Below are 23293 nucleotides of genomic sequence, written 5' to 3'. Positions count from 1 at the left end.
TCATGGCTGACTATCGGGGCAGAAAAGTCGTCATCATTGGATTAGGCATTACTGGCCTCTCCTGTGTTGATTTCTTCCTCGCGCAAGGCGTAACGCCACGCGTGATGGATACCCGTGTCTCGCCGCCGGGGCTGGACAAGCTGCCAGCCTCGGTGGAGCGCTATGTTGGCGGTATTAATAGTGATTGGCTGCTGGCGTCCGATCTGATTATCGCTAGCCCAGGCATCGCGCTGGCGCATCCTGCATTGAGCGAAGCCGCTGATGCCGGGATTGAAATCATCGGCGATATCGAGCTGTTCTGCCGTGAAGCGCAGGCACCGATTGTGGCGATTACCGGTTCGAACGGCAAAAGCACCGTGACAACGCTGGTGGGCGAAATGGCGCGTGCCGCTGGTTGGCAGGTGGGCGTGGGCGGTAACATCGGTTTGCCGGCGCTAACGCTGCTGAAATCGCCAGCACAGCTTTATGTACTCGAACTCTCCAGCTTCCAGCTGGAAACCACGCACAGTTTGAAAGCGGCCGCCGCGACGATCCTCAATCTCACCGAGGATCATATGGATCGCTATCCGCTGGGCATGCAGCAATATCGTGCCGCCAAGCTGCGCATTTACGAAAACGCCAGCGTCTGCGTTGTGAATGCTGACGATGGCATGACCATGCCGGTGCGCGGTGTTGATCAGCGCTGCGTGAGCTTCGGCATCAACCTTGGCGATTATCATCTTAATCAGCAGCAGGGCAGCACCTGGCTGCGGGCGAAGGGCGAGAAAGTCCTGAACACTGATGAGATGACGCTGGTGGGTCAACACAATTACACCAACGCGCTGGCAGCGCTGGCATTAGCCGACGCGGTGAACATCCCGCGCGCTTCAAGCCTGAAAGCCTTAACTACCTTTACCGGCCTGGCGCACCGCTTCCAGCTGGTGCATGAAGCCAATGGCGTGCGCTGGATCAACGATTCCAAAGCCACCAACGTTGGCAGCACCGAAGCGGCGCTGAACGGCCTGCAGGTAAAAGGCACGTTGTGGCTGCTGCTGGGCGGCGACGGCAAATCGGCTGACTTCAGCCCTCTGGCGCGCTATCTGCAGGGCGACAACGTGAAGCTGTTCTGTTTTGGTCGCGATGGCGATGCCTTAGCGGCATTGCGTCCGGAGATCGCCACGCGCACTGAAACCATGCAGCAGGCGATGACGCAGATTGCCGCCCAGGTCAAAGCCGGCGATATGGTGCTGTTATCACCGGCCTGCGCCAGCCTTGACCAGTTCCGTAATTTCGAACAGCGCGGCGATCACTTCGCGCAACTGGCGAAGGAGTTGAGCTGATGCGCATTCCTGGAGCCGGTATCGCCAATTATCTGTCAGTGCGCCTGCGCGATTGGGTGATGGGCGCGCGCGACAATGATGATGCGCCGATGGTGCTGTATGACCGCACGCTGCTGTGGCTGACCTTTGGTCTGGCGCTGATCGGTTTTGTGATGGTGACGTCGGCGTCGATGCCGGTGGGTCAACGTCTGAACGAAGATCCGTTCTACTTTGCCAAGCGTGATGCGTTCTACATCGCTTTAGCATTTGGCATGGCGCTGGTGACCTTACGCATCCCGATGGATTTCTGGCAGCGCTACAGCAATGTGATGCTGATGGTTTCAGTGGTGATGCTGCTGATCGTATTGGTGGTTGGTAGCTCGGTAAACGGTGCATCGCGCTGGATTGCCCTTGGCCCGCTGCGTATTCAGCCGGCTGAGCTCTCGAAGTTGACGCTGTTCTGCTATCTCGCCAGTTATCTGGTGCGCAAAGTAGAAGAGGTGCGTAACAACTTCTGGGGCTTCTGTAAGCCGATGGGCGTGATGGTGGTGCTGGCCGTGCTGCTGCTGGCGCAGCCGGACCTCGGTACCGTGGTTGTGCTGTTTGTTACCACGCTGGCGATGCTGTTCCTCGCCGGGGCGAAAATGTGGCAGTTCCTGGCGATCATCGGCTCCGGCATTTTCGCCGTGGTGCTGCTGATCATCGCGGAACCTTACCGTATGCGCCGCGTGACCTCCTTCTGGAACCCGTGGGAAGATCCCTTCGGCAGCGGCTACCAGCTAACGCAATCCTTGATGGCGTTTGGGCGCGGTGAGTTTTGGGGACAGGGCTTAGGCAACTCGGTGCAGAAACTGGAATATCTGCCGGAAGCGCATACCGACTTTATCTTCTCCATCATCGGTGAAGAGTTGGGTTATGTCGGTGTGGTTTTAGCGCTGTTGATGGTATTCTTCGTCGCTTTTCGCGCGATGTCGATTGGTCGCCGTGCTCTGGAGATCGATCAGCGCTTCTCAGGCTTCCTCGCTTGCTCAATTGGCGTGTGGTTTAGCTTCCAGGCGCTGGTTAACGTCGGTGCGGCTGCGGGCATGCTGCCGACCAAAGGTTTGACATTGCCGCTGATCAGTTACGGTGGTTCGAGTCTGATCATCATGTCGACCGCCATCGTGTTTTTATTGCGCATAGATTATGAAACGCGTCTGGCGAAAGCGCAGGCGTTTACCCGAGGTGCTCGATGAGTGGCAAACGGCTGATGGTCATGGCAGGCGGTACTGGCGGACACGTGTTCCCCGGTCTGGCCGTTGCCCATCACCTGATGGAACAAGGCTGGCAGGTGCGCTGGCTGGGAACCGCTGACCGAATGGAAGCGGATTTGGTGCCGAAACACGGCATTGAAATTGATTTTATCCGCATCAGCGGTTTACGCGGTAAAGGCGTGAAAGCGCAGTTGCTGGCGCCGGTGCGCATCTTCAATGCCTGGCGCCAGGCGCGTCGCATCATGAAGAGCTGGCAGCCGGATGTGGTGCTGGGCATGGGCGGCTATGTTTCAGGTCCCGGTGGTTTAGCCGCGTGGAGCTGCGGTATCCCGGTTGTGCTGCATGAGCAGAACGGCATTGCCGGACTGACCAACAAGTGGCTGGCGAAGATCGCCACCAAAGTGATGCAGGCGTTTCCCGGTGCGTTTCCAAATGCTGAAGTGGTTGGCAATCCGGTGCGTACCGATGTGTTAGCGCTGCCGTTACCGGCAGAGCGACTGAGCGCACGTTCCGGCCCGATTCGCGTGCTGGTGGTTGGCGGTAGCCAGGGCGCGCGCATCCTCAACCAGACCGTGCCACAAGTGGCCGCAGAGTTGGGTGAAGCGATTACGGTTTGGCATCAAACCGGCAAAGGTGGACTGGAAACCGTGCAGCAGGCCTACCGCGCAGCGGGTCAGCCGCAGCACAAAGTCACCGAGTTTATCGATGACATGGCCGAAGCTTACGCCTGGGCCGATGTCGTGGTGTGCCGTTCGGGCGCATTGACGGTGAGCGAAGTGGCCGCCGCAGGTTTACCGGCGATTTTCGTGCCGTTTCAGCATAAAGATCGTCAGCAGTACTGGAATGCGTTGCCGCTGGAAAAAGCGGGCGCAGCCAAAATTTTCGAGCAGCCGCAATTTACCGCAGCTGTGGTAGCGAACACGCTGCGTCACTGGGATCGCACCACATTGTTGGCGATGGCAGAAAAAGCCCGTCAGGTCGCGATTCCCGATGCAACCGAGCGGGTTGCAAATGAAGTGGCGCGCGTCGCGAAGTAATTAATCGGCCAGTTGATTTGGCCCGTACCTTTAGCAGGTACAAACGGGAAAAACAGGTAATTGAAACAGATGAATACACAACAATTGGCAAAACTGCGTTCTATTGTGCCCGAGATGCGTCGCGTCCGGCACATTCACTTTGTCGGCATCGGTGGTGCTGGCATGGGCGGTATTGCCGAGGTGTTGGCGAACGAAGGCTATCACATTAGCGGTTCTGATCTGGCACCGAACGCGGTGACACAGCATCTGGCTGCGCTGGGCGCGACGATTTATTTCAACCATCGTCCGGAAAACGTCACCGATGCCAGCGTTGTCGTGGTTTCAACAGCCGTGGCGCAGGATAACCCTGAACTGGTTGCCGCTCGTGAGCAGCGTATTCCCGTGATTCGTCGCGCTGAGATGTTGGCAGAACTGATGCGTTTCCGTCACGGCATTGCCGTTGCCGGTACGCACGGTAAAACCACCACCACTGCGATGGTGACCAGCATTTACGCGGAAGGCGGACTGGATCCGACCTTCGTTAACGGTGGTTTGGTTAAAGCCGCAGGTACGCATGCGCGCCTGGGCAGCAGCCGTTACCTGATTGCAGAAGCAGATGAAAGTGATGCGTCCTTCCTGCATCTGCAACCGATGGTGGCGATTGTCACCAACATCGAAGCGGATCACATGGACACCTATCAGGGCGATTTTGAGAACCTGAAACAGACGTTCATTAATTTCCTGCACAACCTGCCGTTCTACGGACGCGCGGTAATGTGCGTGGATGATGCAGTGATTCGTGACCTGATCCCGCGCGTAGGCCGCCAGGTAACCACCTACGGCTTTAGCGATGACGCGGATGTGCGTATTGAGAATTACGAGCAGCGTGGCGCGCAAGGGCATTTCACCATTATTCGTCAGGATAAGCCGGTGCTGAAAGTGACGCTGAACGCGCCGGGCCGTCATAACGCCCTGAACGCAGCGGCTGCGGTAGCTGTAGCCAGCGAAGAAGGTATTGAAGATAACGCGATTCTGGCCGCGCTGGAGAGCTTCCAGGGCACCGGACGCCGCTTTGACGTGCTGGGCGAGTTCGATACCGCCGCCGTTAACGGTAATCCAGGTAGCGCGATGCTGGTGGACGATTACGGTCATCATCCCACCGAAGTGGATGTCACCATCAAAGCTGCTCGTGCAGGCTGGCCAGACAAGAAGCTGGTGATGGTGTTCCAGCCGCATCGTTATACCCGTACCCGTGACCTGTTTGATGATTTCGCGAATGTGCTGTCTCAGGTGGATGTGTTGCTGATGCTGGATGTCTATCCGGCGGGTGAAGCCGCGATTCCGGGCGCAGACAGCCGTTCGCTGTGCCGCGCGATTCGTAACCGTGGCAAGGTTGATCCGATTCTGGTCTCTGAGCATGACGCGCTGCCAGACGCGCTGGCACCGTTGCTGTCGGGCGACGATCTGGTGATCGTGCAGGGCGCAGGCAACATAGGCAAGATTGCTCGCAAGCTGGCCGAAAACGCATTGCAGCCAGCCGTTAAGACGGAGGCGCGCCATGACTGAGAAAGTTGCAGTATTGATGGGCGGCACTTCGGCAGAGCGTGACGTGTCGCTGATGTCCGGTGCGGCGGTGCTAGCCGGACTGCGTGAAATGGGCATTGATGCGCATGCAGTCGATACGCGTGACGTGTCGGTGCTGGATCTGAAACAGCAGGGCTTCGCTAAAGCGTTTATTGCTTTACACGGTCGTGGTGGTGAAGACGGCACGCTGCAAGCGGTGCTGGAGTTCCTGCAGCTGCCCTACACCGGCAGCGGCGTGATGGCTTCCGCCATCACCATGGACAAACTGCGCAGCAAATTGTTGTGGCAGGGCAGGGGATTACCTTCAGGCAAATTTGTCTGGTTGACGCGTCAGCAGCATGAGCAAGGTTTAGACGCGGATATCACCGCCGCTATTGAGGCGCTAGGCTTACCGCTGTTTGTGAAGCCAAGCTGCGAAGGTTCTAGCGTGGGTATCAGCCGCGTGAACCATGCGGATGCTTTACCCGCAGCGCTTGAAGAAGCTTTTCGTCATGATGATGACGTACTGATCGAAGCTTTTCTGAGCGGCGCGGAGTACACCGTGGGCATCGTGGGTGAGCAAATTCTGCCTTCTATCAGAATTAAAACCGCCAGCGAGTTCTATGACTATGAAGCTAAATACATTTCTGACGATACTGAATACTACTGCCCGAGCGGATTAAGCGCCGAGCAGGAAGCAGAATTGCAGACGTTGGTGTGGTCAGCCTGGCGCGCATTGGGTTGCAGCGGCTGGGGCCGCGTCGACGTGATGGCTGACGGTGAAGGCAACTTCCAACTGTTGGAAGTGAATACTTCGCCTGGCATGACCAGCCACAGCTTAGTGCCGATGGCCGCGAAGCAAGCGGGATACAGCTTCCCGCAGCTGGTGGCGCGTATTCTGGAGCTGGCTGACTGATATGTCTCAGGCAGCGATACGAGTACGCAATCGCGAACCTCAGGAGCGGACACGTTCCGGGCGTAGCAACGGTGCACGACTGTTTGGCATGGTGTTCCTGCTGATTGTGCTGGGCATTATGGTGGCGGGCGGCCTCGTGGTGCTGAAGTGGATGAATGACGCGTCACGCTTGCCGTTATCGAAGCTGGTAGTGACCGGGCAAACCCACTACACCACGCATGACGATATTCGCCAGGCCATATTATCGCTTGGCGCGCCGGGAACTTTCATGTCGCAGAACGTGGATATCATCCAGCAGCAGATTGAGCGTTTACCCTGGATTAAGCAGGTCAGTGTGCGCAAGCAGTGGCCTGATGAGCTGAAGATAAATCTGGTGGAGTATGTTCCGGTGGCACGCTGGAACGACTCACACATGGTGGACGCCGATGGCGTCTCCTTCAGCGTCCCGGCCAGTCACGTTGGTAAAGAAACGTTGCCAATGTTGTACGGCCCGGAAGGCAGTGAAAATGAGGTGTTAGCTGGCTATCACACCATGAGTGATGTGTTAAAGGCTAACAAGTTTACCCTGAAGGTCGCGTCGATGACGGCGCGGCGCTCGTGGCAATTAGTGACCAGTGACGATGTGCGCATCGAATTAGGTCGAAGCGATACCATGAAGCGTCTGAACCGTTTTATTGAGCTTTATCCGGATTTGCAGCAGCAGGGCCAGAGTCAGAACCAGCGCATCACGTATGTTGATTTGCGCTACGATTCCGGCGCCGCAGTCGGTTGGGCCGCTGCACCGATAGAGCCACAGGACAGTAATCAGCAACAGAACCAGGCACAGGCTAAACCACAATGATCAAGGCAACGGACAGAAAACTGGTAGTAGGACTCGAAATTGGCACCGCGAAGGTGTCCGCCCTGGTTGGGGAAATTCTGCCCGATGGTATGGTCAATATTATTGGGGTGGGCAGTTGCCCGTCTCGCGGCATGGATAAAGGCGGCGTAAACGATCTGGAGTCGGTGGTGAAATGCGTACAGCGCGCCATCGATCAGGCTGAATTGATGGCGGATTGCCAGATTTCATCGGTCTACCTTGCTTTATCGGGCAAACATATCAGTTGCCAGAACGAAATCGGGATGGTTCCGATTTCGGAAGAGGAAGTGACTCAGGATGATGTAGAGAACGTGGTGCATACGGCGAAATCCGTTCGCGTACGTGACGAGCATCGTATCCTGCATGTCATTCCGCAGGAATATGCCATCGATTATCAGGAAGGCATTAAGAATCCAGTGGGACTTTCCGGCGTGCGTATGCAGGCGAAAGTACATTTGATCACCTGCCACAACGATATGGCAAAAAATATTGTCAAAGCCGTTGAACGTTGTGGCCTGAAAGTTGACCAACTGATTTTTGCTGGCCTGGCATCCAGTTTCTCAGTGCTGACAGAAGATGAACGTGAGCTGGGCGTCTGTGTTGTTGATATCGGTGGCGGTACAATGGATATCGCTGTCTATACTGGCGGTGCACTGCGTCATACCAAAGTGATCCCGTATGCCGGGAACGTGGTAACCAGCGATATCGCCTACGCTTTTGGTACGCCGCCGACCGACGCAGAAGCGATTAAAGTGCGTCATGGTTGCGCATTGGGCTCGATTGTCGGCAAAGACGAAAATGTCGAAGTGCCGAGCGTAGGTGGACGTCCACCGCGTAGCCTGCAGCGTCAAACGCTGGCTGAAGTGATTGAGCCGCGTTACACCGAACTGTTGAATCTGGTCAACGACGAGATTCTGCAATTACAGGAGCAGCTGCGCCAGCAAGGCGTGAAACACCATCTGGCGGCCGGTATCGTGCTGACCGGTGGTGCGGCGCAGATTGAAGGTTTGGCAGCCTGCGCACAGCGCGTATTCCATACGCAAGTGCGCATCGGACAGCCGCTTAACATCACCGGCCTGACAGATTATGCGCAGGAGCCGTATTACTCTACGGCAGTTGGCCTGCTGCATTACGGCAAAGAGTCACACATGAACGGTGATGCAGAAACGGAAAAACGTGCTTCAGTGGGCAACTGGTTTAAACGAATCAACAGCTGGCTGAAGAAAGAATTTTAATTTTTGAAAAAGGAGATCATGCTGGCAATGTTTATGATCTCCAGGCGACAGGCACATAACGGAGAGAAATCATGTTTGAACCTATGGAATTAACCAATGACGCGGTGATTAAAGTCATCGGCGTCGGCGGTGGCGGTGGCAACGCCGTAGAGCACATGGTACGCGAGCGTATCGAAGGTGTGGAATTCTTCGCTGTAAACACCGACGCGCAAGCGTTGCGTAAGACAGCGGTCGGCCAGACGATCCAGATCGGGACCAATATCACTAAAGGTCTTGGTGCAGGTGCGAACCCAGAAGTGGGTCGTAACTCTGCAGAAGAGGATCGCGAAGCACTGCGTGCTGCGCTGGATGGTGCAGACATGGTGTTCATCGCAGCTGGCATGGGCGGCGGTACCGGTACCGGTGCAGCGCCAGTTGTGGCTGAAGTGGCAAAAGATTTGGGTATCCTGACCGTTGCGGTGGTGACTAAGCCATTCAACTTTGAAGGCAAAAAGCGTATGGCTTTTGCTGAGCAGGGTATCGCAGAACTGTCTAAGCATGTCGATTCACTGATCACTATTCCAAACGACAAGCTGCTGAAAGTTCTGGGTCGCGGTATTTCTCTGTTGGATGCGTTCGGCGCAGCTAACGACGTATTGAAAGGCGCAGTGCAGGGTATCGCTGAACTGATTACGCGTCCTGGCTTGATGAACGTCGACTTCGCGGACGTGCGTACCGTGATGTCAGAGATGGGTTACGCCATGATGGGTTCAGGCGTGGCATGTGGTGAAGATCGTGCGGAAGAAGCGGCAGAAATGGCGATCTCTTCTCCACTGTTGGAAGACATCGACCTGTCTGGCGCGCGCGGCGTGCTGGTCAACATCACTGCGGGCTTCGACCTGCGTCTTGATGAGTTCGAAACCGTGGGTAACACCATCCGCGCCTTCGCTTCTGACAACGCAACCGTGGTTATCGGTACTTCTCTGGATCCAGAGATGAACGATGAACTGCGTGTGACTGTAGTTGCAACCGGCATCGGCATGGATAAACGCCCGGAAATCACTCTGGTGACCAACAAACCGGCCACTCAGCCAGTGATGGATCATCGCTACCAGCAGCACGGCATGGCGCCGCTGCCGCAGGAGCAGAAACCGGCTGCGAAAGTGGTGAATGACCAACCGGCGGCATCCAGCAAAGAACCCGATTACCTTGATATTCCAGCCTTCTTGCGTAAGCAGGCAGACTAAGAATATCCCGAGAATTGGGATTCTCCGCTCTTTGTGCTAAAGTATTCGCCCGCTGGTAATTTATACTGGCGGTCGGACAGGTAATATTGCGAGATAAAGCGATGATCAAACAAAGGACATTAAAACGTATTGTTCAGGCGACTGGTGTCGGTTTACATACCGGCAAGAAAGTCACACTGACGTTACGCCCTGCGTCGGCTAACACCGGGGTCATCTATCGTCGCACTGACTTGAATCCACCGGTAGATTTCCCGGCTGATGCAAAATATGTGCGCGACACCATGCTGAGTACTTGCCTGGTGAATGATGAAGGCGTGCGTATTTCAACAGTTGAACATCTGAACGCCGCATTGGCGGGCTTGGGCATCGACAACATTATTGTTGAAGTTGATGCACCGGAAATCCCGATTATGGATGGCAGTGCCGCGCCTTTTGTCTATCTGCTGATGGACGCAGGCATCGAAGAGCTGAACAGCGCGAAGAAATTCGTACGCGTTAAGCAAGCGGTGCGTGTGGAAGATGGCGATAAGTGGGCTGAGATCAAACCGTACAACGGTTTTTCACTCGACTTCACCATCGACTTTAAACATCCAGCGATCGACTCAAGCTCGCAGCGTTACCAGCTCAACTTCTCGGCTGAGAACTTTGTTCGCCAAATCAGTCGTGCGCGCACTTTTGGCTTTATGCGTGAAATCGAATATCTGCAGTCTAAAGGCCTGTGCCTGGGCGGTAGTTTAGATTGTGCGATTGGCCTCGATGATTTCCGCGTATTAAACGAAGACGGTCTGCGCTTTGAAGACGAATTTGTACGTCATAAAATGCTCGATGCGATCGGCGACCTGTTCATGTGCGGCCACAATGTTATTGGCGCGTTTACCGCCTTTAAATCTGGCCATGCGTTGAATAACAAGTTGCTGCAAGCAGTTCTGGCTAAGCAGGAAGCCTGGGAATGGGCGACCTTCGAAGATGAAGCTGAACTGCCGCTGGCATTCAAAGCACCAAATTTAGTTCTGGCGTAAGTCAGACATAAAACGGCAGGTTTCGCTGACACCCTCTCCGGTCAGTTGAACCTGCCGTTTTTTATTGCCTCGCTTTTAATCCTGCCAAACCGATCTCAATTCGCTGTAGTGACTGGCGAAACCCTGTACAAAAAAACGTGAATTCCGCCGAAGCCCCTTTAATCACTGGTGTCGAAGCCCCATATAAGTGCTATCATCTGGCGCTCACATAAGCTGGGTAACGCAGATTTTGGCGACCGCTTTATCACTTTATTCAATACATTGTGGACGGATTGTGATCGGGATTTTCTCACGCTGGCGACAATTAGGCAGACGCTATTTCTGGCCACATCTCCTGTTGGGGATGGTGGCGGCCAGTTTAGGTTTGCCTGCCTGCGCGCAAAGTTCTGAGCCCAAGGCAAATGATTCGCCGATCAGCAGCTTGTTTGTCGGCAATGTTGTCCACTTTGATCATCTTATTCGTCTGCAGGAAAGCGCGCGTCGACCGAACTTCAACGTCGATTACTGGCACCAGCATGCGATTCGCACGGTTATTCGCCACCTTTCGTTTAGCATGACGCCGCCCGCTCAGGCGGAGGCAAATCAAGCTGTGCCGCTGGCGGCACAAAAGCTGGCGTTGATTGGTTCGCTTCAGGCGCTGCTGACTTCTCCCGCGCAAGCGCTGACTGTTCTTGAGCCGCAACAAAACCTGCGTCACAACGAACCACAAATTCATTCTTCCGCTGATTGGCAGGCTGCTATTCATGGCATCCGCGCCGGGCCTTTCATTGCTTAACTGCTAACGTTTTTTCCACATCCTGTAACAGATTTTGCAGTCCGTGAGAACACGGCTGAATTGAGAAAAATTTATCATGTTAATCAAATTGTTAACTAAAGTGTTCGGCAGCAGCAATGATCGTACTCTGCGCCGTATGCGTAAAATCGTAGACGTCATCAATAAGATGGAGCCGGATTTCGTTAAGCTCTCTGACGATGAATTGAAAGCGAAAACTGACCTGTTCCGTGAGCGTCTGAAAAAAGGCGAGAGCCTTGAGAGCCTGATTCCTGAAGCCTTTGCCACCGTACGTGAAGCAAGTAAACGCGTATTCGGTATGCGTCACTTTGATGTGCAGTTGATTGGCGGCATGGTGCTCAACGAGCGCTGCATCGCAGAGATGCGTACCGGTGAAGGTAAAACCCTGACCGCGACCTTACCCGCTTATCTGAACGCGCTGAGTGGCAAAGGTGTGCACGTTGTTACCGTCAATGACTATCTGGCGCAGCGTGACGCCGAAAATAACCGTGCACTGTTTGAATTCCTTGGCCTGACCATCGGCATTAACCTGCCAAACATGCCGGCCGTGGCGAAGCGTGCAGCTTATGCCGCTGATATTACCTACGGCACCAATAACGAATACGGCTTTGACTACCTGCGCGACAACATGGCGTTCAGCCCGGAAGAGCGCGTGCAGCGTAAGTTGCATTACGCATTGGTGGATGAAGTCGACTCAATCCTGATCGATGAAGCGCGTACGCCACTGATCATCTCTGGTCCAGCGGAAGACAGTTCTGAGCTGTATACCAAAGTTAATAAGATCATCCCGCATCTGGTGCGTCAGGAAAAAGAAGACTCTGAAACCTTCCAGGGTGAAGGCGATTTCTGGGTCGATGAAAAAGCGCGTCAGGCGCACATGAGTGAGCGCGGTCTGGTAAAAGTCGAAGAGCTGCTGGTAAGCCAAAACATCATGGTAGAAGGCGAGTCACTCTACTCACCGACCAATATCATGTTGATGCACCACGTTACTGCGGCGCTGCGTGCTCATGCACTCTTCACTCGCGATGTTGATTACATCGTTAAAGATGGCGAAGTGGTCATCGTTGATGAGCACACCGGTCGTACCATGCAAGGTCGCCGCTGGTCAGATGGTCTGCATCAGGCGGTTGAAGCGAAAGAAGGCGTGGAAATCCAGAACGAAAACCAGACGCTGGCTTCCATCACCTTCCAGAACTACTTCCGTATCTACGAGAAACTGGCCGGTATGACCGGTACCGCGGATACTGAGGCATTCGAATTCAGCTCCATCTACAAGCTCGACACTATCGTGGTGCCAACCAACCGTCCGATGGTGCGTAAAGATATGGCCGATCTGGTCTACATGACCGAGAAAGAGAAGATCGACGCCATCATTGAAGACATCCGTGCCTGTACCGCCAAAGGGCAGCCGGTATTGGTAGGTACCATTTCGATTGAAAAATCGGAAGTCGTGTCCAACGAACTGACACGCGCTGGCATCAAACACAGCGTACTGAACGCCAAATTCCACGCCAGCGAAGCGGATATCGTTGCTCAGGCGGGTCAACCTGCGGCGGTCACCATCGCAACCAACATGGCCGGTCGTGGTACCGATATCGTGCTGGGCGGTAGCTGGCAGGCTGAGCTTGCCGCAATGGACGAGCCAAGCGAAGAGCAGATTCAGGCGATGAAAGAGGCATGGAAGCTGCGTCACGATGCGGTACTGGCTGCGGGCGGTCTGCATATCATTGGTACTGAGCGTCACGAATCTCGCCGTATCGATAACCAGTTGCGCGGTCGTGCGGGTCGTCAGGGTGATGCCGGTTCTTCACGCTTCTACCTGTCGATGGAAGATGCATTGATGCGTATCTTTGCTTCAGATCGCGTATCTAACATGATGCGTAAACTGGGCATGAAGCCAGGCGAAGCAATTGAACATCCATGGGTGACCAAAGCGATTGCCAACGCTCAGCGTAAAGTGGAAAGCCGCAATTTCGATATTCGTAAACAGCTGCTGGAATACGATGACGTTGCCAACGATCAGCGTCGCGCCATCTACAGCCAGCGTAACGAACTGCTGGATGTGTCTGATGTGTCTGAAACCATCAACAGCATTCGTGAAGACGTCTACAAAACCACCATTGATACCTACATTCCGCCGCAGTCACTGGAAGAGATGTGGGATGTTGCCGGTCTGGAAGAGCGTCTGCGTAACGACTTTGATCTCAATCTGCCTATTGCTGAGTGGTTGGATAAAGAGCCTGATCTTCATGAAGAGACGCTGCGCGAACGCATCATGACTCACGCTGCGGAAAACTATGCTGCCAAAGAAGAAGTGGTCGGCGAAGAGATGATGCGCAACTTCGAGAAAGGCGTGATGCTGCAAACGCTGGATTCGTTGTGGAAAGAGCATCTTGCGGCGATGGATTATCTGCGTCAGGGTATTCATCTGCGTGGTTATGCGCAGAAAGATCCGAAGCAGGAATACAAGCGTGAATCCTTCTCTATGTTTGCGGCGATGCTGGAATCACTGAAATACGAAGTAATCAGCACCCTGAGCAAAGTTCAGGTGCGTATGCCAGAAGAAGTGGAAGCGATGGAGCAGCAGCGCCGTGAAGAAGCAGAGCGTTTAGCGCAGCAGCAACAGCTGAGCCACGTTGATGATGCCACCGCCGCAGCCGAAGCGTTAGCAGCACAGGGCGGAGAACGTAAAGTTGGGCGTAACGATCTTTGCCCATGTGGTTCCGGCAAAAAATACAAACAGTGCCACGGTCGTCTGGCCTGATAAAAAAGGAGCCTTCGGGCTCCTTTTTTTCGCTTACGATTTAGCGTGTTATCGCCATTAGTTTCTCTTCGTTTAGGCGCACGCCATGATACGGCAGCGTCACCAGCAGACCATCCGGCAAGCCAGCTCGCTTCAACAGCGCCCGACTTTGGAACAGTAGCTGATGGTAATTGTTGTCGCTAATGCTCGGATAGCTCTCATTCCATACCGTGGCAATAATCTGACGCTTGGAGGTAATCCGCAGCAGCAGGCAGGAGAAAAATCGTTTTTGCGCTTCATTCAAGGAAATAACTTTGTGTTCAGGCCACCATGTTAAGGTGTTCTTAGCACTGTCTAACGTCAGGATGTCATGAAATACCAGATGGCGTAGGGCATGTAATTGTTCCGGCGTATTTTGCGCCAGAAACGTTGTTTCTTTGAATTCCATAGGTAATCGGGTTTGGCAGAAGAAAGTGGCTGCGAGTATTCCCAACATTCCCGGTTGCGATCATTACGACATGTCTTAATCACTGGCTTTTGTGCGGCGCGGGACGTCACTTTCCTCTCAACGGTTAACATCACTCCATGTCTGATTTACACTCAGCGCTCATTTATTAAAAGCGGAATCCAGCTTATGAAACACCTGCAGGTTGCGGTGGGCATCATTCGCAATACAGAACGTCAAATCTTCCTTGCCCAGCGTGCGGCAAGCTCCTATATGGCGAATAAATGGGAGTTTCCTGGCGGAAAAATTGAACAAGATGAATCTGCCGAGCAGGCGCTCAAGCGTGAGTTGATGGAAGAAACCGGTATTGAAGTTACATCGGCAAGCGCGATTGGTCAGGCCGATCACAGTTATGAAGATCTGCGCGTTACGCTGCATTTCTTTCTGGTTGAAGGCTGGAACGGCGAACCTTATGGCCGCGAAGGTCAGCCACAGCGTTGGGTCGAACAGCAGGATTTGGTCGCGGATGAATTTCCGCCTGCGAACCATGAACTGATTAGCCGATTAGTGGCTGGCAAGATTTAAGTGAAGGGGCGGAAAGCCCCTTACTTTTTACTGCTGTTCTTCGCTCCAGTCATCGCTGTCCATCTGGTCACCGCTGCTGGGGATGCGTTTCTCTTCTGCTGCCCATTCACCTAAATCAATCAGTTGGCAACGTTTACTGCAGAATGGCCGCCACGGGCTCAACTCATCCCAAATCACATCGCGACGACAGTTGGGGCAAGGTACGGTAATCATCTCTTCCGGCATAACGTCCTCTAACAACAAGCTAATTCAAAATTCAGTCGCGCGGGTACTTCTCCGCGTTCGCTGTCTAACGGCAGGAAACGAATCGCATAACGGCTTTTGTGGCCCGAAACTTGCGGATACAGCGCGTCTTCCAGCGTCAATTGCAGGCGCAGCAAATCAGATCCTTCGGCGTTGTCCTGATAAAAGCCGTTGAGGCTGGTTTGATGACGAAAGACGCCAGACTGACGCACTAAATCGAGGATCATGGTCAAACTATTGCGCAGCGGATTCAGTGATTCCAGCCAACCATTGACCTGAACATCACGCACCGCTTGCTCCTGATGCAGCCAGATATGCAGGCTTGGTAGATCGAAACTGCAGCAGCCGCCGGGAATGCTCAGTCGCTGACGCACCAGAGCAACCAGGCGATCTTCTCGTAACTGTTGGCCCATGCGCGGTGCCGCCATCAGCTCGCTTGAGTATTGCTTCAACTGCTGACGCAAATTATTCACGCGCAGTTCGTCAATGCCCGGCACATCCAGCCATGCGCGTAATTTTTGCTGTTGGCGCTCCAGTTCTTTTAGCAATTCAGTGCGCATATCGCCGCGCTCAAAAATATCCAGCAAATCACTGAGGATGCGGAACACGCCAAGCGCTGATACCGAACCGCTAACCGGCACCGTTTCATGCAGCTGATCAATCAGATATTCGACGCGCAGCCAGGTACGCATCTTCTCATTCAAAGGGTGTTCAAACAGAACCACTGTGCTCATGATGTTAATCCTTTCCGGTTGCTGCCAGGCGCAGATAGCGCTGGTGAAGCTCAGCAACGCGCCGTAGCACCTGCTCAGGTGTACCGCTGTTATCAATGATGTCATCCGCATAGGCTATGCGCTGTTCGCGACTGGCCTGTGCGGCAAGAATATTTTTCGCCTGACTCAGCGAAATGCCATCCCGCTGTTGTGTGCGTTGCAACTGCGTGGCGGTATCCACATCCACAACCAATACGCGATCGGCCTGATGCTGTAAGCCGTTTTCGACCAACAGCGGCACCACCCAAAGCACATAAGGTGAAGTAGCCAGTAACTTTAATTGTTGCGTGCGGGCATTAATGAGTGGATGAAGCAATTGATTGAGCCAGTTTTTCTCTTGCGGCTGCTGGAAAATAATTTCACGAAGCCGTGCACGATAGAGCGTGCCTTCTGCCGTCAGAATGGTGTCTCCATGACGCTGAGCAATCGCCTTTAAGGCCGGCGTTCCAGGCTCAACAACTTCTCTGGCAATGACGTCAGCGTCAATAATATCAACGCCTAGCGCTGCGAAAGCATTGGCAATAGTGGTTTTACCACTGCCAATGCCGCCGGTGAGCGCAACGGTATAAGGCATAGCGTTCTCGCAAAATTTATATCGTGAGCGGCGATCAACCACAGCAAGATGAGAGCATGATCACAATCAATTTTCTCAGCTAAATTTAAGGGATTGTAGCCTAAATAAAGTGAAATTCGCAGTCTTGTCGCGGAACGAATGGCGCGTATGATAACGACACTGGAGCCGTGAGCGCTACCCGAACTGCGGTTCGTCGTCACTAACCAGGATAATCAGCTATGCGCATTGAAGAAGATCTAAAATTGGGCTTTAAAGATGTTTTGATCCGCCCAAAACGTTCCACGTTGAAAAGCCGTTCCGAAGTTGAACTGGAACGCACCTTCACCTTTAAACACTCAGGCTTGAATTGGAGTGGTATACCGATTATTGCCGCCAACATGGATACCGTCGGCACTTTCACGATGGCTGAAGCCCTGGCGAGTTTTAACGTATTGACCGCAGTGCATAAACACTACAGCGTGCAAGAGTGGCAGGCATTTGTGCAGCGCGTGCCAGCGGCGGTGCTGAGTCATGTGATGGTCTCATCCGGTACCTCAGAATCAGATTTCACCAAATTATCCGCCATTTTGGCGCTATCACCACAGCTTAACTTTATCTGCATCGACGTTGCTAACGGCTACTCTGAGCACTTTGTTCAGTTCCTGCTGCGCGTGCGTGAAAGCTTCCCAGATAAAACCATCTGCGCAGGCAACGTGGTCACCGGTGAAATGGTGGAAGAGCTGATTTTGTCTGGCGCAGACATTGTCAAAGTGGGCATTGGCCCCGGCTCGGTTTGCACCACTCGCGTGAAGACCGGCGTTGGCTATCCTCAGCTTTCGGCCGTTATCGAGTGCGCGGATGCGGCACACGGCTTAGGCGGACAGATCGTCAGCGACGGCGGCTGCTCGGTTCCGGGTGACATTGCCAAAGCTTTTGGTGGTGGCGCAGACTTCACCATGCTCGGCGGCATGCTTGCGGCCCATGATGAGTGCGAAGGAACCGTCGTTGAAGATCAGGGCGAGAAATTTATGCTGTTCTACGGCATGAGCTCCGAATCGGCAATGAAACGCCACGTTGGCGGTGTTGCGCAATACCGTGCGGCGGAAGGAAAAACCGTGCGCCTACCGGTGCGCGGCCCGGTTGAGGAGACGGTTAAAGATATTCTCGGTGGCTTGCGCTCAGCCTGTACCTACGTCGGTGCCGAACGATTGAAAGAGCTGACGAAACGCACCACCTTTATCCGCGTCGCTGAACAAGAGAACCGCGTGTTCACCCGCTGATCTCAGACAACGGGCGCGCACCGTGCGTGCCCGTTAGCGAATTGCATCGCCAAGACCAAATACCGGCAGATACATCGCAATCACTAACGTGCCAACAATTCCGCCAATTACCACCATCATCATTGGCTCAAGCGATGCCGCCAGAGCATCAGCGCGCGCTAACGTTTGTGCTTCATGCCATTCCGCCAGACGCGCCAGCATCACATCCAGCGCACCCGCTTCTTCGCCTACTCGGATTAGCTGGGCACAAAGGGGAGTGAACAGCAGATGTTGCTGCAGCGCCTGATGCAGCGGCGCACCCGCAGCAATGTGTTGCTGCAACTGAATGATGGCATCGCGCCACAACCGGGAAACCAGCGTCACCTCAACTGCCTGCAGACTTTGCAGCAAGGTTAAACCGGATTGCTGCGTAAGTTGCAGGATGGCGTATATCTGGCTGAGCTGCCCGCCGCGCCACAGCGGTGATAACAGTGGCATGCGCAGCAGCCATTGATGGACGCGCTTCTGCCACGCTACTGAACGACGATAAATTTGCTGCACAATCCCGATAAATACGGCGCATATCAGCGACAGCGGCAGTGCAGCTTTTTGCAGCAGTTCTGAGAGCGACATCACTGCGGCAGTAAAAGCGGGCAGCGGCGCATCAAAGCTGGCATAGACGGAGACAAACTCCGGCAAAACAAACAGCAGCATGCCAGCACTGACCGCCAGCGCTACCAGCAATATAAACAGCGGATAACGCAGCGCCTTGACCACTTTCTGCCGTAAGTATTGCTGTTTACTTTGCTGCTGCGCTAACTGGCGACAGCACTCATCGAGCTGGCCGGTTAACTCACCCACTTGCATCAAAGCTGGAAACAATGGTGGAAAGATCTGCGGCCATTCCTGCAAGGCTTGCGAGAAGGGCTCACCGGCGATAACGCGGCGCTGCAATCCCTTAAGTAATACCCGCCAACCGGCATGGGGATGGCCTTCTGCCAACAGAATCAAACTTTCCGCCAGCGGCAAACCGGCCTTCAGCAGCGTCGCCAGTTGCCGCACCAGGTCGATTTTCTGCTGCCACATCCAGTCGCGCGAACGCCAGCATTTTCCACGCTGCCAGCTCACCGGCAGCATGCCGCGATCGGAGAGTTGATTGAGCAACGCATCCTGGCTGGCATTGAGGGATTCGCCTTCCTGCAGCACGCCCATGGTATCGAGCGCCTGCCAGCGGAAATGATAGAGATTAGCCATCGCCCAATCCCACCACGCGCTGCATCTCTTCAAAAGACGTATCGCCGCGACTAACCGCTTCCAGCCCCGCAGCCAGCAAGGTTTTCATTCCCTGTTCATTTGCCAGCGTGAGCAGATGTTCCAGCGGCATATCTGCCGAGATAGCATTTTGCAATTTGCTGGTTACCGGCAAGACTTCAAACAGCGCCAGCCGCCCGTAATAGCCGGAGAAGCAGTGATCGCAGCCGGGCGCTCGCCAGGTTTGCAGCGTACCCGGCCAGAGTTCGGCCGGCAGATGGGCGATAGCTTGTCCTGGCTGGCGACAATGCACGCACAGGCGCCTGACCAGACGCTGCGCCACCACCAACTGCAGAGCGGGACCCAGCAGATAACCGGGAATATCCATCTGGCGCAGGCGTGTCAACGTTTCAGCGGTTGAGTTGGTATGCAATGTGGAAAGTACCAGATGGCCTGTCTGCGCTGCTTTGACGGCGATGCTTGCCGTTTCGGCATCACGGATTTCCCCGACCATAATCACATCGGGATCCTGACGCAGCAGGGCGCGCAGTACACGGTTGAAATCGAGTCCGCTGCGCGGCTGGATCTGCGTTTGATTAATGCCATCCAGCGGGATCTCAACCGGATCTTCCACGCTGCATACATTCTTCTCCGGCACATTAAGCGCACTTAACCCGCTATAAAGCGTGAAGGTTTTGCCGCTGCCGGTCGGGCCGGTGACCAGAATCAAACCCTGCGGTTTCGCCAGCGCACTTTTCAGCAAACGCAGCTGGGCGGCGGGCATGCCGAGTTTATCGAGCGTGATGGCGCTATTTTCACTTTGCAGCAGTCGCACCACGGCTTTTTCACCCTGGCTTACCGGTAGCGTTGAAAGACGAAACGCCGCCAGTTTGTCCTCTATTTCTAGCGTAAATTGCCCATCCTGCGGCAGACGCCGTTCGGCGATGTCCAATCCACCGAGGATTTTCAGGCGCGCCAGGATTGCAGCGGGTTGTGCTTCAGAGGGCTGAGGCAGTTTGTGCAACACGCCATCAATGCGCAGACGCACCCGCAATCCATGGCGCTGTGGTTCGAAATGCACATCTGAGGCGCGGCGCTGAATGGCCTGACGCAAAATCTGATCGACCGCGTTAATCGCTGACTCCGCGCTGGCATGTTCTCGCGGTGCTGCGGCGGCATCCGGTTCGTGCAGTAACTGCTCAAGGCGTGCTGCAGGCCAGCACTCGATATCTACCTTGCACTGGCTGGCGAACTGTAACGCCTCCAGCAGCAGTGGATCGGGCGTGTCGGCTACCGCAACGCGCAGCAGCGTGGCGTCGTGGTGCAGAATCACCGCCTGATAACGTGTGCACAACGTATGCAATGCACTATTAGGATTGTCCATCAGTTGGCATCCTTGTCGGCAAAGCGGAACTGCTCGAGGCAGCTATCGCGCAGGCTGCTGTTATCGCTGGTGCAACTGCGTTGCCAGCTCAACGTGCCATCGGTTGCGCTCCAAATCGGCAGCATTTCAACCGTCAATCCGCTAAGACTTTCCTGGCCAGTCAGGTTGATGGTTCCGTTAACCACGCTGAGCGTTGCCACATAGCGTGAACCTTTGGCCACCGGAATACCGCGTTGTCCTGCCTGACACTGCGCCGGTCCACCACGTTCAATGGCGCAGAGTTCTACGGCTGTTTTGTACGAAACCATGGTTTGCAGCATGTCGGTGAGTGCTGCGCGTTGCAGGTAGTTTTGGTAGGCCGGTAAACCGATGGCGCTGAGAATGGCGACGATGCCAATCACAATCATCAATTCGATAAGAGTAAAACCGCGTTGTCTGTCCATAGTGAAGCTCCTTGTTGTGGAGCCGCTACGGTAGAAAAGGGCGAGGGAAAGCGGAAGTCAGACCTGCGCGAGGCTGGAAAGCATCACGCAGAAAATCGTCAAAATTACAGCGGAGAGAACAGCGTTTTGGAAGCCATCTCGCATATCTGCCGCGCTAACCGGCGGCAAACGCAGAGCATCAAAGTTCGCGAAAACGCATCGACAGATCCAGCGCACGCACATGTTTGGTCAGCGCGCCGACAGAGACATAATCAACGCCGGTTTGGGCAATTTGCGGCAGCGTGGTTTCGGTTACGTTGCCAGAAACTTCCAGCAAAGCTCGCTTGTTGGTTAGCGCAACCGCTGCATGCATCATCTCAAGGCTGAAGTTGTCGAGCATGATGATGTCCGCTCCGGCATCGATGGCATCCTGCAGTTCCGTCAGCGATTCGACTTCAACTTCTACCGGCACATCGGGCGACAGCCACAGCGCTTTTCCGACGGCGTTACGCACCGAGCCGCTGGCGATGATATGGTTCTCTTTAATCAGGAAAGCATCCGACAGGCCTAAACGGTGGTTGTTACCGCCACCGCACAGCACTGCATATTTCAGCGCGGTACGCAGGCCAGGTAAGGTTTTACGCGTATCCAGCAGCTGGGTTTCGCTGCCCGCCAGCAGGGCGACATAACGGCTGACCTCGGTGGCCACGCCGGACAGTGTTTGCACGAAATTGAGCGCGGTGCGCTCTGCGGTTAACAGCAGGCGCGCCGGACCGGTAAGCTCGAACAGCAGCTGATCGGCAACCAGTGTTTGTCCATCTTCAATATGCCAGGTAAGAGTGACTTTATTGCCGAGCTGGATAAAGACTTCTTCCACCCAGCGTTTACCACAAAAAACACCGGCTTCACGGGTGATGACTTTTGCCACCGCCTGTTTTTCTGCCGGCAGCAGCAACGCGGTGATATCGCGATCCGCATCCACTTCGCCGCCTAAATCCTCCTGAAGCGCCCGGGCAACGGCTTCCGGGATATCCTGCTCTATACGTTTAATCAGTTCCTGACGGCGATGATCGGGATCGTAACGACGCGTTGCCATGGTTTTGCCACTCCACAAGACGAGATTTTGTGCGCTCACCTTAGCCTGATTTATCGGTCATTGCCAGTTGCTCGCGGTGAAATGTTTAGTATCCTGAACTCACCTGCAGCGGCGCATTAAGTCGCAAGTCTGCTGGGTGAAACATGTTATTCTCAGCCTGATTTTGCTTAGGATTTAACAGCATGAAACTGGAAGAGGGCTGGATTACCAGCGCGCGTAAAGTACCTTCACCACACTTCAATCAGCGTCCAAATGATGAAGTGCCCTCGCTGTTGGTGATTCATAACATCAGCTTACCGCCCGGTGAGTTTGGCGGGCCGTGGATCGATCGCTTGTTTACCGGCACGTTGCCTGCCGATGCGCATCCCTATTTTGCTGATATCGCCCATTTACGCGTGGCGGCGCACTGTTTAATCCGCCGCGACGGCGAGCTGGTGCAATACGTCTCTTTCGATCAGCGCGCCTGGCACGCCGGCGTGTCGCAGTTTGAAGGGCGCGAAAGCTGTAACGATTTTTCCATGGGCATTGAACTGGAAGGCACCGACACACTGCCCTATACCGATGCGCAGTACGCGACTTTGCAACAGGTGACTCACCTGCTGTTGCAGCACTATCCGTTGACGCCTGCGCGCATCACCGGCCATAGCGATATCGCACCAGAGCGGAAAACCGATCCCGGTTCCTCTTTTGACTGGTTGCGCTATAAAGAATCCATCAGGCAGGAGAATCCCTGAGACAGCAGGAGCGGGTATGACGTTGTTTAGCTTGTTATTAGTTTTAGGTTGGGAACGCCTTTTTAAATTGGGTGAACATTGGCAACTGGACCATCGGCTTGAGCCGCTGTTTCGTGGCCGCCAGCGTTTTTCCCTGCTGCGTACGCTGATGATGACAGTGATAGCGATGCTGATAGTCTGGCTGGTGGTGTGGAGCCTGAAAGGCATTCTGTTTGGCGTGGCGCAACTGTTGTTCTGGATTGTGGTGGGATTGCTGTGTATCGGCGCGGGTTCGGTACGACTGCACTATCACAGCTATCTCAAAGCGGCGAGTCATGACGATGAAGCGGCGCATCAGGCGATGGCGGCCGAACTGACGCTGATTCACGGTGTGCCGGTCGAGTGCAGCGAGCGCGAGTTCCTGCGTGAACTGCAAAACGCGCTGATTTGGATTAACTTCCGCTTCTATCTTGCGCCGCTGTTCTGGTTTGTGGTCGGCGGACCTTACGGCCCGGTGCTGCTGGTGGGTTATGCGTTTCTGCGCGCCTGGCAGAGCTGGCTGGCGAAACATCATTCGCCGCTGGAGCGCTCGCAGTCAGGCGTTGATCGTCTGCTGCATGTGCTGGACTGGATCCCGGTGCGTTTGGC

General features: G+C 54.6%; 23 protein-coding genes. 15 read left to right on the top strand and 8 right to left on the bottom strand.

Features of this window, described 5'->3' with window-relative positions:
- Positions 1-2 precede the first annotated feature (2 nt).
- The 11 genes from murD (at position 3) to secA (ending at position 13942) form a co-directional block, all read left to right on the top strand.
- On the top strand, positions 3-1319 hold the full coding sequence (gene murD / locus RTY00_RS00115; RefSeq protein WP_312663043.1) for a UDP-N-acetylmuramoyl-L-alanine--D-glutamate ligase: 1317 nt from the start codon (positions 3-5) through the stop codon (positions 1317-1319).
- Positions 1319-2533: a cell division protein FtsW gene (ftsW, locus tag RTY00_RS00110; protein WP_312663042.1), complete on the top strand. Its 1215-nt coding sequence runs from the start codon at positions 1319-1321 to the stop codon at positions 2531-2533. Before murD ends, ftsW begins: the two co-directional genes overlap by 1 nt.
- Entirely contained in the window at positions 2530-3588 is a 1059-nt protein-coding gene (gene murG, locus RTY00_RS00105) for an undecaprenyldiphospho-muramoylpentapeptide beta-N-acetylglucosaminyltransferase (RefSeq protein ID WP_312663041.1), read from the top strand. Before ftsW ends, murG begins: the two co-directional genes overlap by 4 nt.
- 69 nt (positions 3589-3657) lie before the next feature.
- Positions 3658-5133, top strand: coding sequence for a UDP-N-acetylmuramate--L-alanine ligase (gene murC, locus RTY00_RS00100; protein WP_312663040.1), 1476 nt, complete (start codon positions 3658-3660; stop codon positions 5131-5133).
- The gene (locus RTY00_RS00095) at positions 5126-6046 is read left to right on the top strand and encodes a D-alanine--D-alanine ligase (RefSeq protein ID WP_312663039.1); all 921 of its coding nucleotides are present in this window, start codon (positions 5126-5128) and stop codon (positions 6044-6046) included. The genes murC and RTY00_RS00095 overlap by 8 nt, the downstream gene beginning before the upstream one ends.
- A gap of 1 nt (position 6047) precedes the next feature.
- On the top strand, positions 6048-6887 hold the full coding sequence (gene ftsQ / locus RTY00_RS00090) for a cell division protein FtsQ (RefSeq protein ID WP_008108605.1): 840 nt from the start codon (positions 6048-6050) through the stop codon (positions 6885-6887).
- Positions 6884-8140, top strand: coding sequence for a cell division protein FtsA (ftsA, locus tag RTY00_RS00085; RefSeq protein WP_007888634.1), 1257 nt, complete (start codon positions 6884-6886; stop codon positions 8138-8140). The genes ftsQ and ftsA overlap by 4 nt, the downstream gene beginning before the upstream one ends.
- A gap of 71 nt (positions 8141-8211) precedes the next feature.
- Positions 8212-9366, top strand: a complete 1155-nt coding sequence (gene ftsZ / locus RTY00_RS00080; RefSeq protein WP_008108602.1) for a cell division protein FtsZ — start codon at positions 8212-8214, stop codon at positions 9364-9366.
- A 101-nt stretch (positions 9367-9467) separates the two neighbouring features.
- Positions 9468-10385 carry a UDP-3-O-acyl-N-acetylglucosamine deacetylase gene (lpxC, locus tag RTY00_RS00075; protein ID WP_256695610.1) on the top strand — a complete coding sequence of 306 codons (918 nt, stop codon included), beginning with the start codon at positions 9468-9470 and terminating at the stop codon, positions 10383-10385.
- Positions 10386-10659: 274 nt separating this feature from the next.
- Complete coding sequence (secM, locus tag RTY00_RS00070; protein ID WP_312663038.1) at positions 10660-11160, top strand: secA translation cis-regulator SecM; 501 nt, start codon at positions 10660-10662, stop codon at positions 11158-11160.
- A gap of 76 nt (positions 11161-11236) precedes the next feature.
- On the top strand, positions 11237-13942 hold the full coding sequence (secA, locus tag RTY00_RS00065; RefSeq protein ID WP_312663037.1) for a preprotein translocase subunit SecA: 2706 nt from the start codon (positions 11237-11239) through the stop codon (positions 13940-13942).
- A 40-nt stretch (positions 13943-13982) separates the two neighbouring features.
- On the opposite strand, the gene RTY00_RS00060 is transcribed toward secA, so the two are convergent.
- A complete protein-coding gene (locus RTY00_RS00060; RefSeq protein ID WP_110867527.1) occupies positions 13983-14369 on the bottom strand; it encodes a transcriptional regulator in 387 nt (128 codons plus the stop codon).
- A 186-nt stretch (positions 14370-14555) separates the two neighbouring features.
- Between RTY00_RS00060 and mutT the strand changes: the two genes are divergently transcribed.
- Entirely contained in the window at positions 14556-14951 is a 396-nt protein-coding gene (gene mutT / locus RTY00_RS00055; protein ID WP_312663036.1) for an 8-oxo-dGTP diphosphatase MutT, read from the top strand.
- 27 nt (positions 14952-14978) lie between these two features.
- On the opposite strand, the gene yacG is transcribed toward mutT, so the two are convergent.
- The 3 genes from yacG to coaE are packed head-to-tail and all read right to left on the bottom strand — an operon-like array spanning position 14979 to position 16541.
- Positions 14979-15176: a DNA gyrase inhibitor YacG gene (yacG, locus tag RTY00_RS00050; protein ID WP_064737573.1), complete on the bottom strand. Its 198-nt coding sequence runs from the start codon at positions 15174-15176 to the stop codon at positions 14979-14981.
- An 8-nt stretch (positions 15177-15184) separates the two neighbouring features.
- A complete protein-coding gene (zapD, locus tag RTY00_RS00045; protein ID WP_008108589.1) occupies positions 15185-15928 on the bottom strand; it encodes a cell division protein ZapD in 744 nt (247 codons plus the stop codon).
- 4 nt (positions 15929-15932) lie between these two features.
- Positions 15933-16541, bottom strand: a complete 609-nt coding sequence (gene coaE / locus RTY00_RS00040; protein WP_312663035.1) for a dephospho-CoA kinase — start codon at positions 16539-16541, stop codon at positions 15933-15935.
- Positions 16542-16759: 218 nt separating this feature from the next.
- Here coaE and RTY00_RS00035 point away from each other — a divergent pair, with 218 nt between their 5' ends.
- Complete coding sequence (locus tag RTY00_RS00035; RefSeq protein WP_312663034.1) at positions 16760-17800, top strand: GMP reductase; 1041 nt, start codon at positions 16760-16762, stop codon at positions 17798-17800.
- A gap of 33 nt (positions 17801-17833) precedes the next feature.
- Here the strand turns inward: RTY00_RS00035 and hofC are convergent, their stop codons facing one another.
- The 4 genes from hofC to nadC all read right to left on the bottom strand — a co-directional run bounded on the left by hofC (position 17834) and on the right by nadC (position 21932).
- Positions 17834-19033, bottom strand: a complete 1200-nt coding sequence (gene hofC / locus RTY00_RS00030) for a protein transport protein HofC (RefSeq protein WP_312663033.1) — start codon at positions 19031-19033, stop codon at positions 17834-17836.
- Complete coding sequence (gspE, locus tag RTY00_RS00025) at positions 19026-20414, bottom strand: type II secretion system protein GspE (RefSeq protein WP_312663032.1); 1389 nt, start codon at positions 20412-20414, stop codon at positions 19026-19028. The genes hofC and gspE overlap by 8 nt, the downstream gene beginning before the upstream one ends.
- Positions 20414-20857: a prepilin peptidase-dependent pilin gene (gene ppdD, locus RTY00_RS00020; RefSeq protein ID WP_154154180.1), complete on the bottom strand. Its 444-nt coding sequence runs from the start codon at positions 20855-20857 to the stop codon at positions 20414-20416. The genes gspE and ppdD overlap by 1 nt, the downstream gene beginning before the upstream one ends.
- A gap of 178 nt (positions 20858-21035) precedes the next feature.
- A complete protein-coding gene (gene nadC / locus RTY00_RS00015; RefSeq protein ID WP_312663031.1) occupies positions 21036-21932 on the bottom strand; it encodes a carboxylating nicotinate-nucleotide diphosphorylase in 897 nt (298 codons plus the stop codon).
- 182 nt (positions 21933-22114) lie between these two features.
- Between nadC and ampD the strand changes: the two genes are divergently transcribed.
- Both ampD and ampE read left to right on the top strand, forming a co-directional pair.
- Positions 22115-22666 (top strand): 1,6-anhydro-N-acetylmuramyl-L-alanine amidase AmpD, encoded by a 552-nt coding sequence (gene ampD / locus RTY00_RS00010; RefSeq protein ID WP_008108575.1) that lies wholly within the window; start codon positions 22115-22117, stop codon positions 22664-22666.
- A 16-nt stretch (positions 22667-22682) separates the two neighbouring features.
- A partial coding sequence (gene ampE / locus RTY00_RS00005) for a beta-lactamase regulator AmpE (RefSeq protein WP_312663030.1) occupies positions 22683-23293 on the top strand: 611 nt, incomplete at its 3' end.

Origin of the sequence: Pantoea sp. CTOTU49201, from assembly GCF_032054795.1 — a bacterium.
Classification (GTDB): domain Bacteria; phylum Pseudomonadota; class Gammaproteobacteria; order Enterobacterales; family Enterobacteriaceae; genus Pantoea; species Pantoea symbiotica.
This window is presented reverse-complemented; position numbering and strand designations above follow the sequence as displayed.

Coding starts and splice junctions, on each gene's coding strand:
- murD (WP_312663043.1), top strand. CDS start 3: ATGGCTGACTATCGGGGCAGAAAAGTCGTCATCATTGGATTAGGCATT.
- ftsW (WP_312663042.1), top strand. CDS start 1,319: ATGCGCATTCCTGGAGCCGGTATCGCCAATTATCTGTCAGTGCGCCTG.
- murG (WP_312663041.1), top strand. CDS start 2,530: ATGAGTGGCAAACGGCTGATGGTCATGGCAGGCGGTACTGGCGGACAC.
- murC (WP_312663040.1), top strand. CDS start 3,658: ATGAATACACAACAATTGGCAAAACTGCGTTCTATTGTGCCCGAGATG.
- RTY00_RS00095 (WP_312663039.1), top strand. CDS start 5,126: ATGACTGAGAAAGTTGCAGTATTGATGGGCGGCACTTCGGCAGAGCGT.
- ftsQ (WP_008108605.1), top strand. CDS start 6,048: ATGTCTCAGGCAGCGATACGAGTACGCAATCGCGAACCTCAGGAGCGG.
- ftsA (WP_007888634.1), top strand. CDS start 6,884: ATGATCAAGGCAACGGACAGAAAACTGGTAGTAGGACTCGAAATTGGC.
- ftsZ (WP_008108602.1), top strand. CDS start 8,212: ATGTTTGAACCTATGGAATTAACCAATGACGCGGTGATTAAAGTCATC.
- lpxC (WP_256695610.1), top strand. CDS start 9,468: ATGATCAAACAAAGGACATTAAAACGTATTGTTCAGGCGACTGGTGTC.
- secA (WP_312663037.1), top strand. CDS start 11,237: ATGTTAATCAAATTGTTAACTAAAGTGTTCGGCAGCAGCAATGATCGT.
- RTY00_RS00060 (WP_110867527.1), bottom strand. CDS start 14,369: ATGGAATTCAAAGAAACAACGTTTCTGGCGCAAAATACGCCGGAACAA.
- mutT (WP_312663036.1), top strand. CDS start 14,556: ATGAAACACCTGCAGGTTGCGGTGGGCATCATTCGCAATACAGAACGT.
- yacG (WP_064737573.1), bottom strand. CDS start 15,176: ATGCCGGAAGAGATGATTACCGTACCTTGCCCCAACTGTCGTCGCGAT.
- zapD (WP_008108589.1), bottom strand. CDS start 15,928: ATGAGCACAGTGGTTCTGTTTGAACACCCTTTGAATGAGAAGATGCGT.
- coaE (WP_312663035.1), bottom strand. CDS start 16,541: ATGCCTTATACCGTTGCGCTCACCGGCGGCATTGGCAGTGGTAAAACC.
- RTY00_RS00035 (WP_312663034.1), top strand. CDS start 16,760: ATGCGCATTGAAGAAGATCTAAAATTGGGCTTTAAAGATGTTTTGATC.
- hofC (WP_312663033.1), bottom strand. CDS start 19,033: ATGGCTAATCTCTATCATTTCCGCTGGCAGGCGCTCGATACCATGGGC.
- gspE (WP_312663032.1), bottom strand. CDS start 20,414: ATGGACAATCCTAATAGTGCATTGCATACGTTGTGCACACGTTATCAG.
- ppdD (WP_154154180.1), bottom strand. CDS start 20,857: ATGGACAGACAACGCGGTTTTACTCTTATCGAATTGATGATTGTGATT.
- nadC (WP_312663031.1), bottom strand. CDS start 21,932: ATGGCAACGCGTCGTTACGATCCCGATCATCGCCGTCAGGAACTGATT.
- ampD (WP_008108575.1), top strand. CDS start 22,115: ATGAAACTGGAAGAGGGCTGGATTACCAGCGCGCGTAAAGTACCTTCA.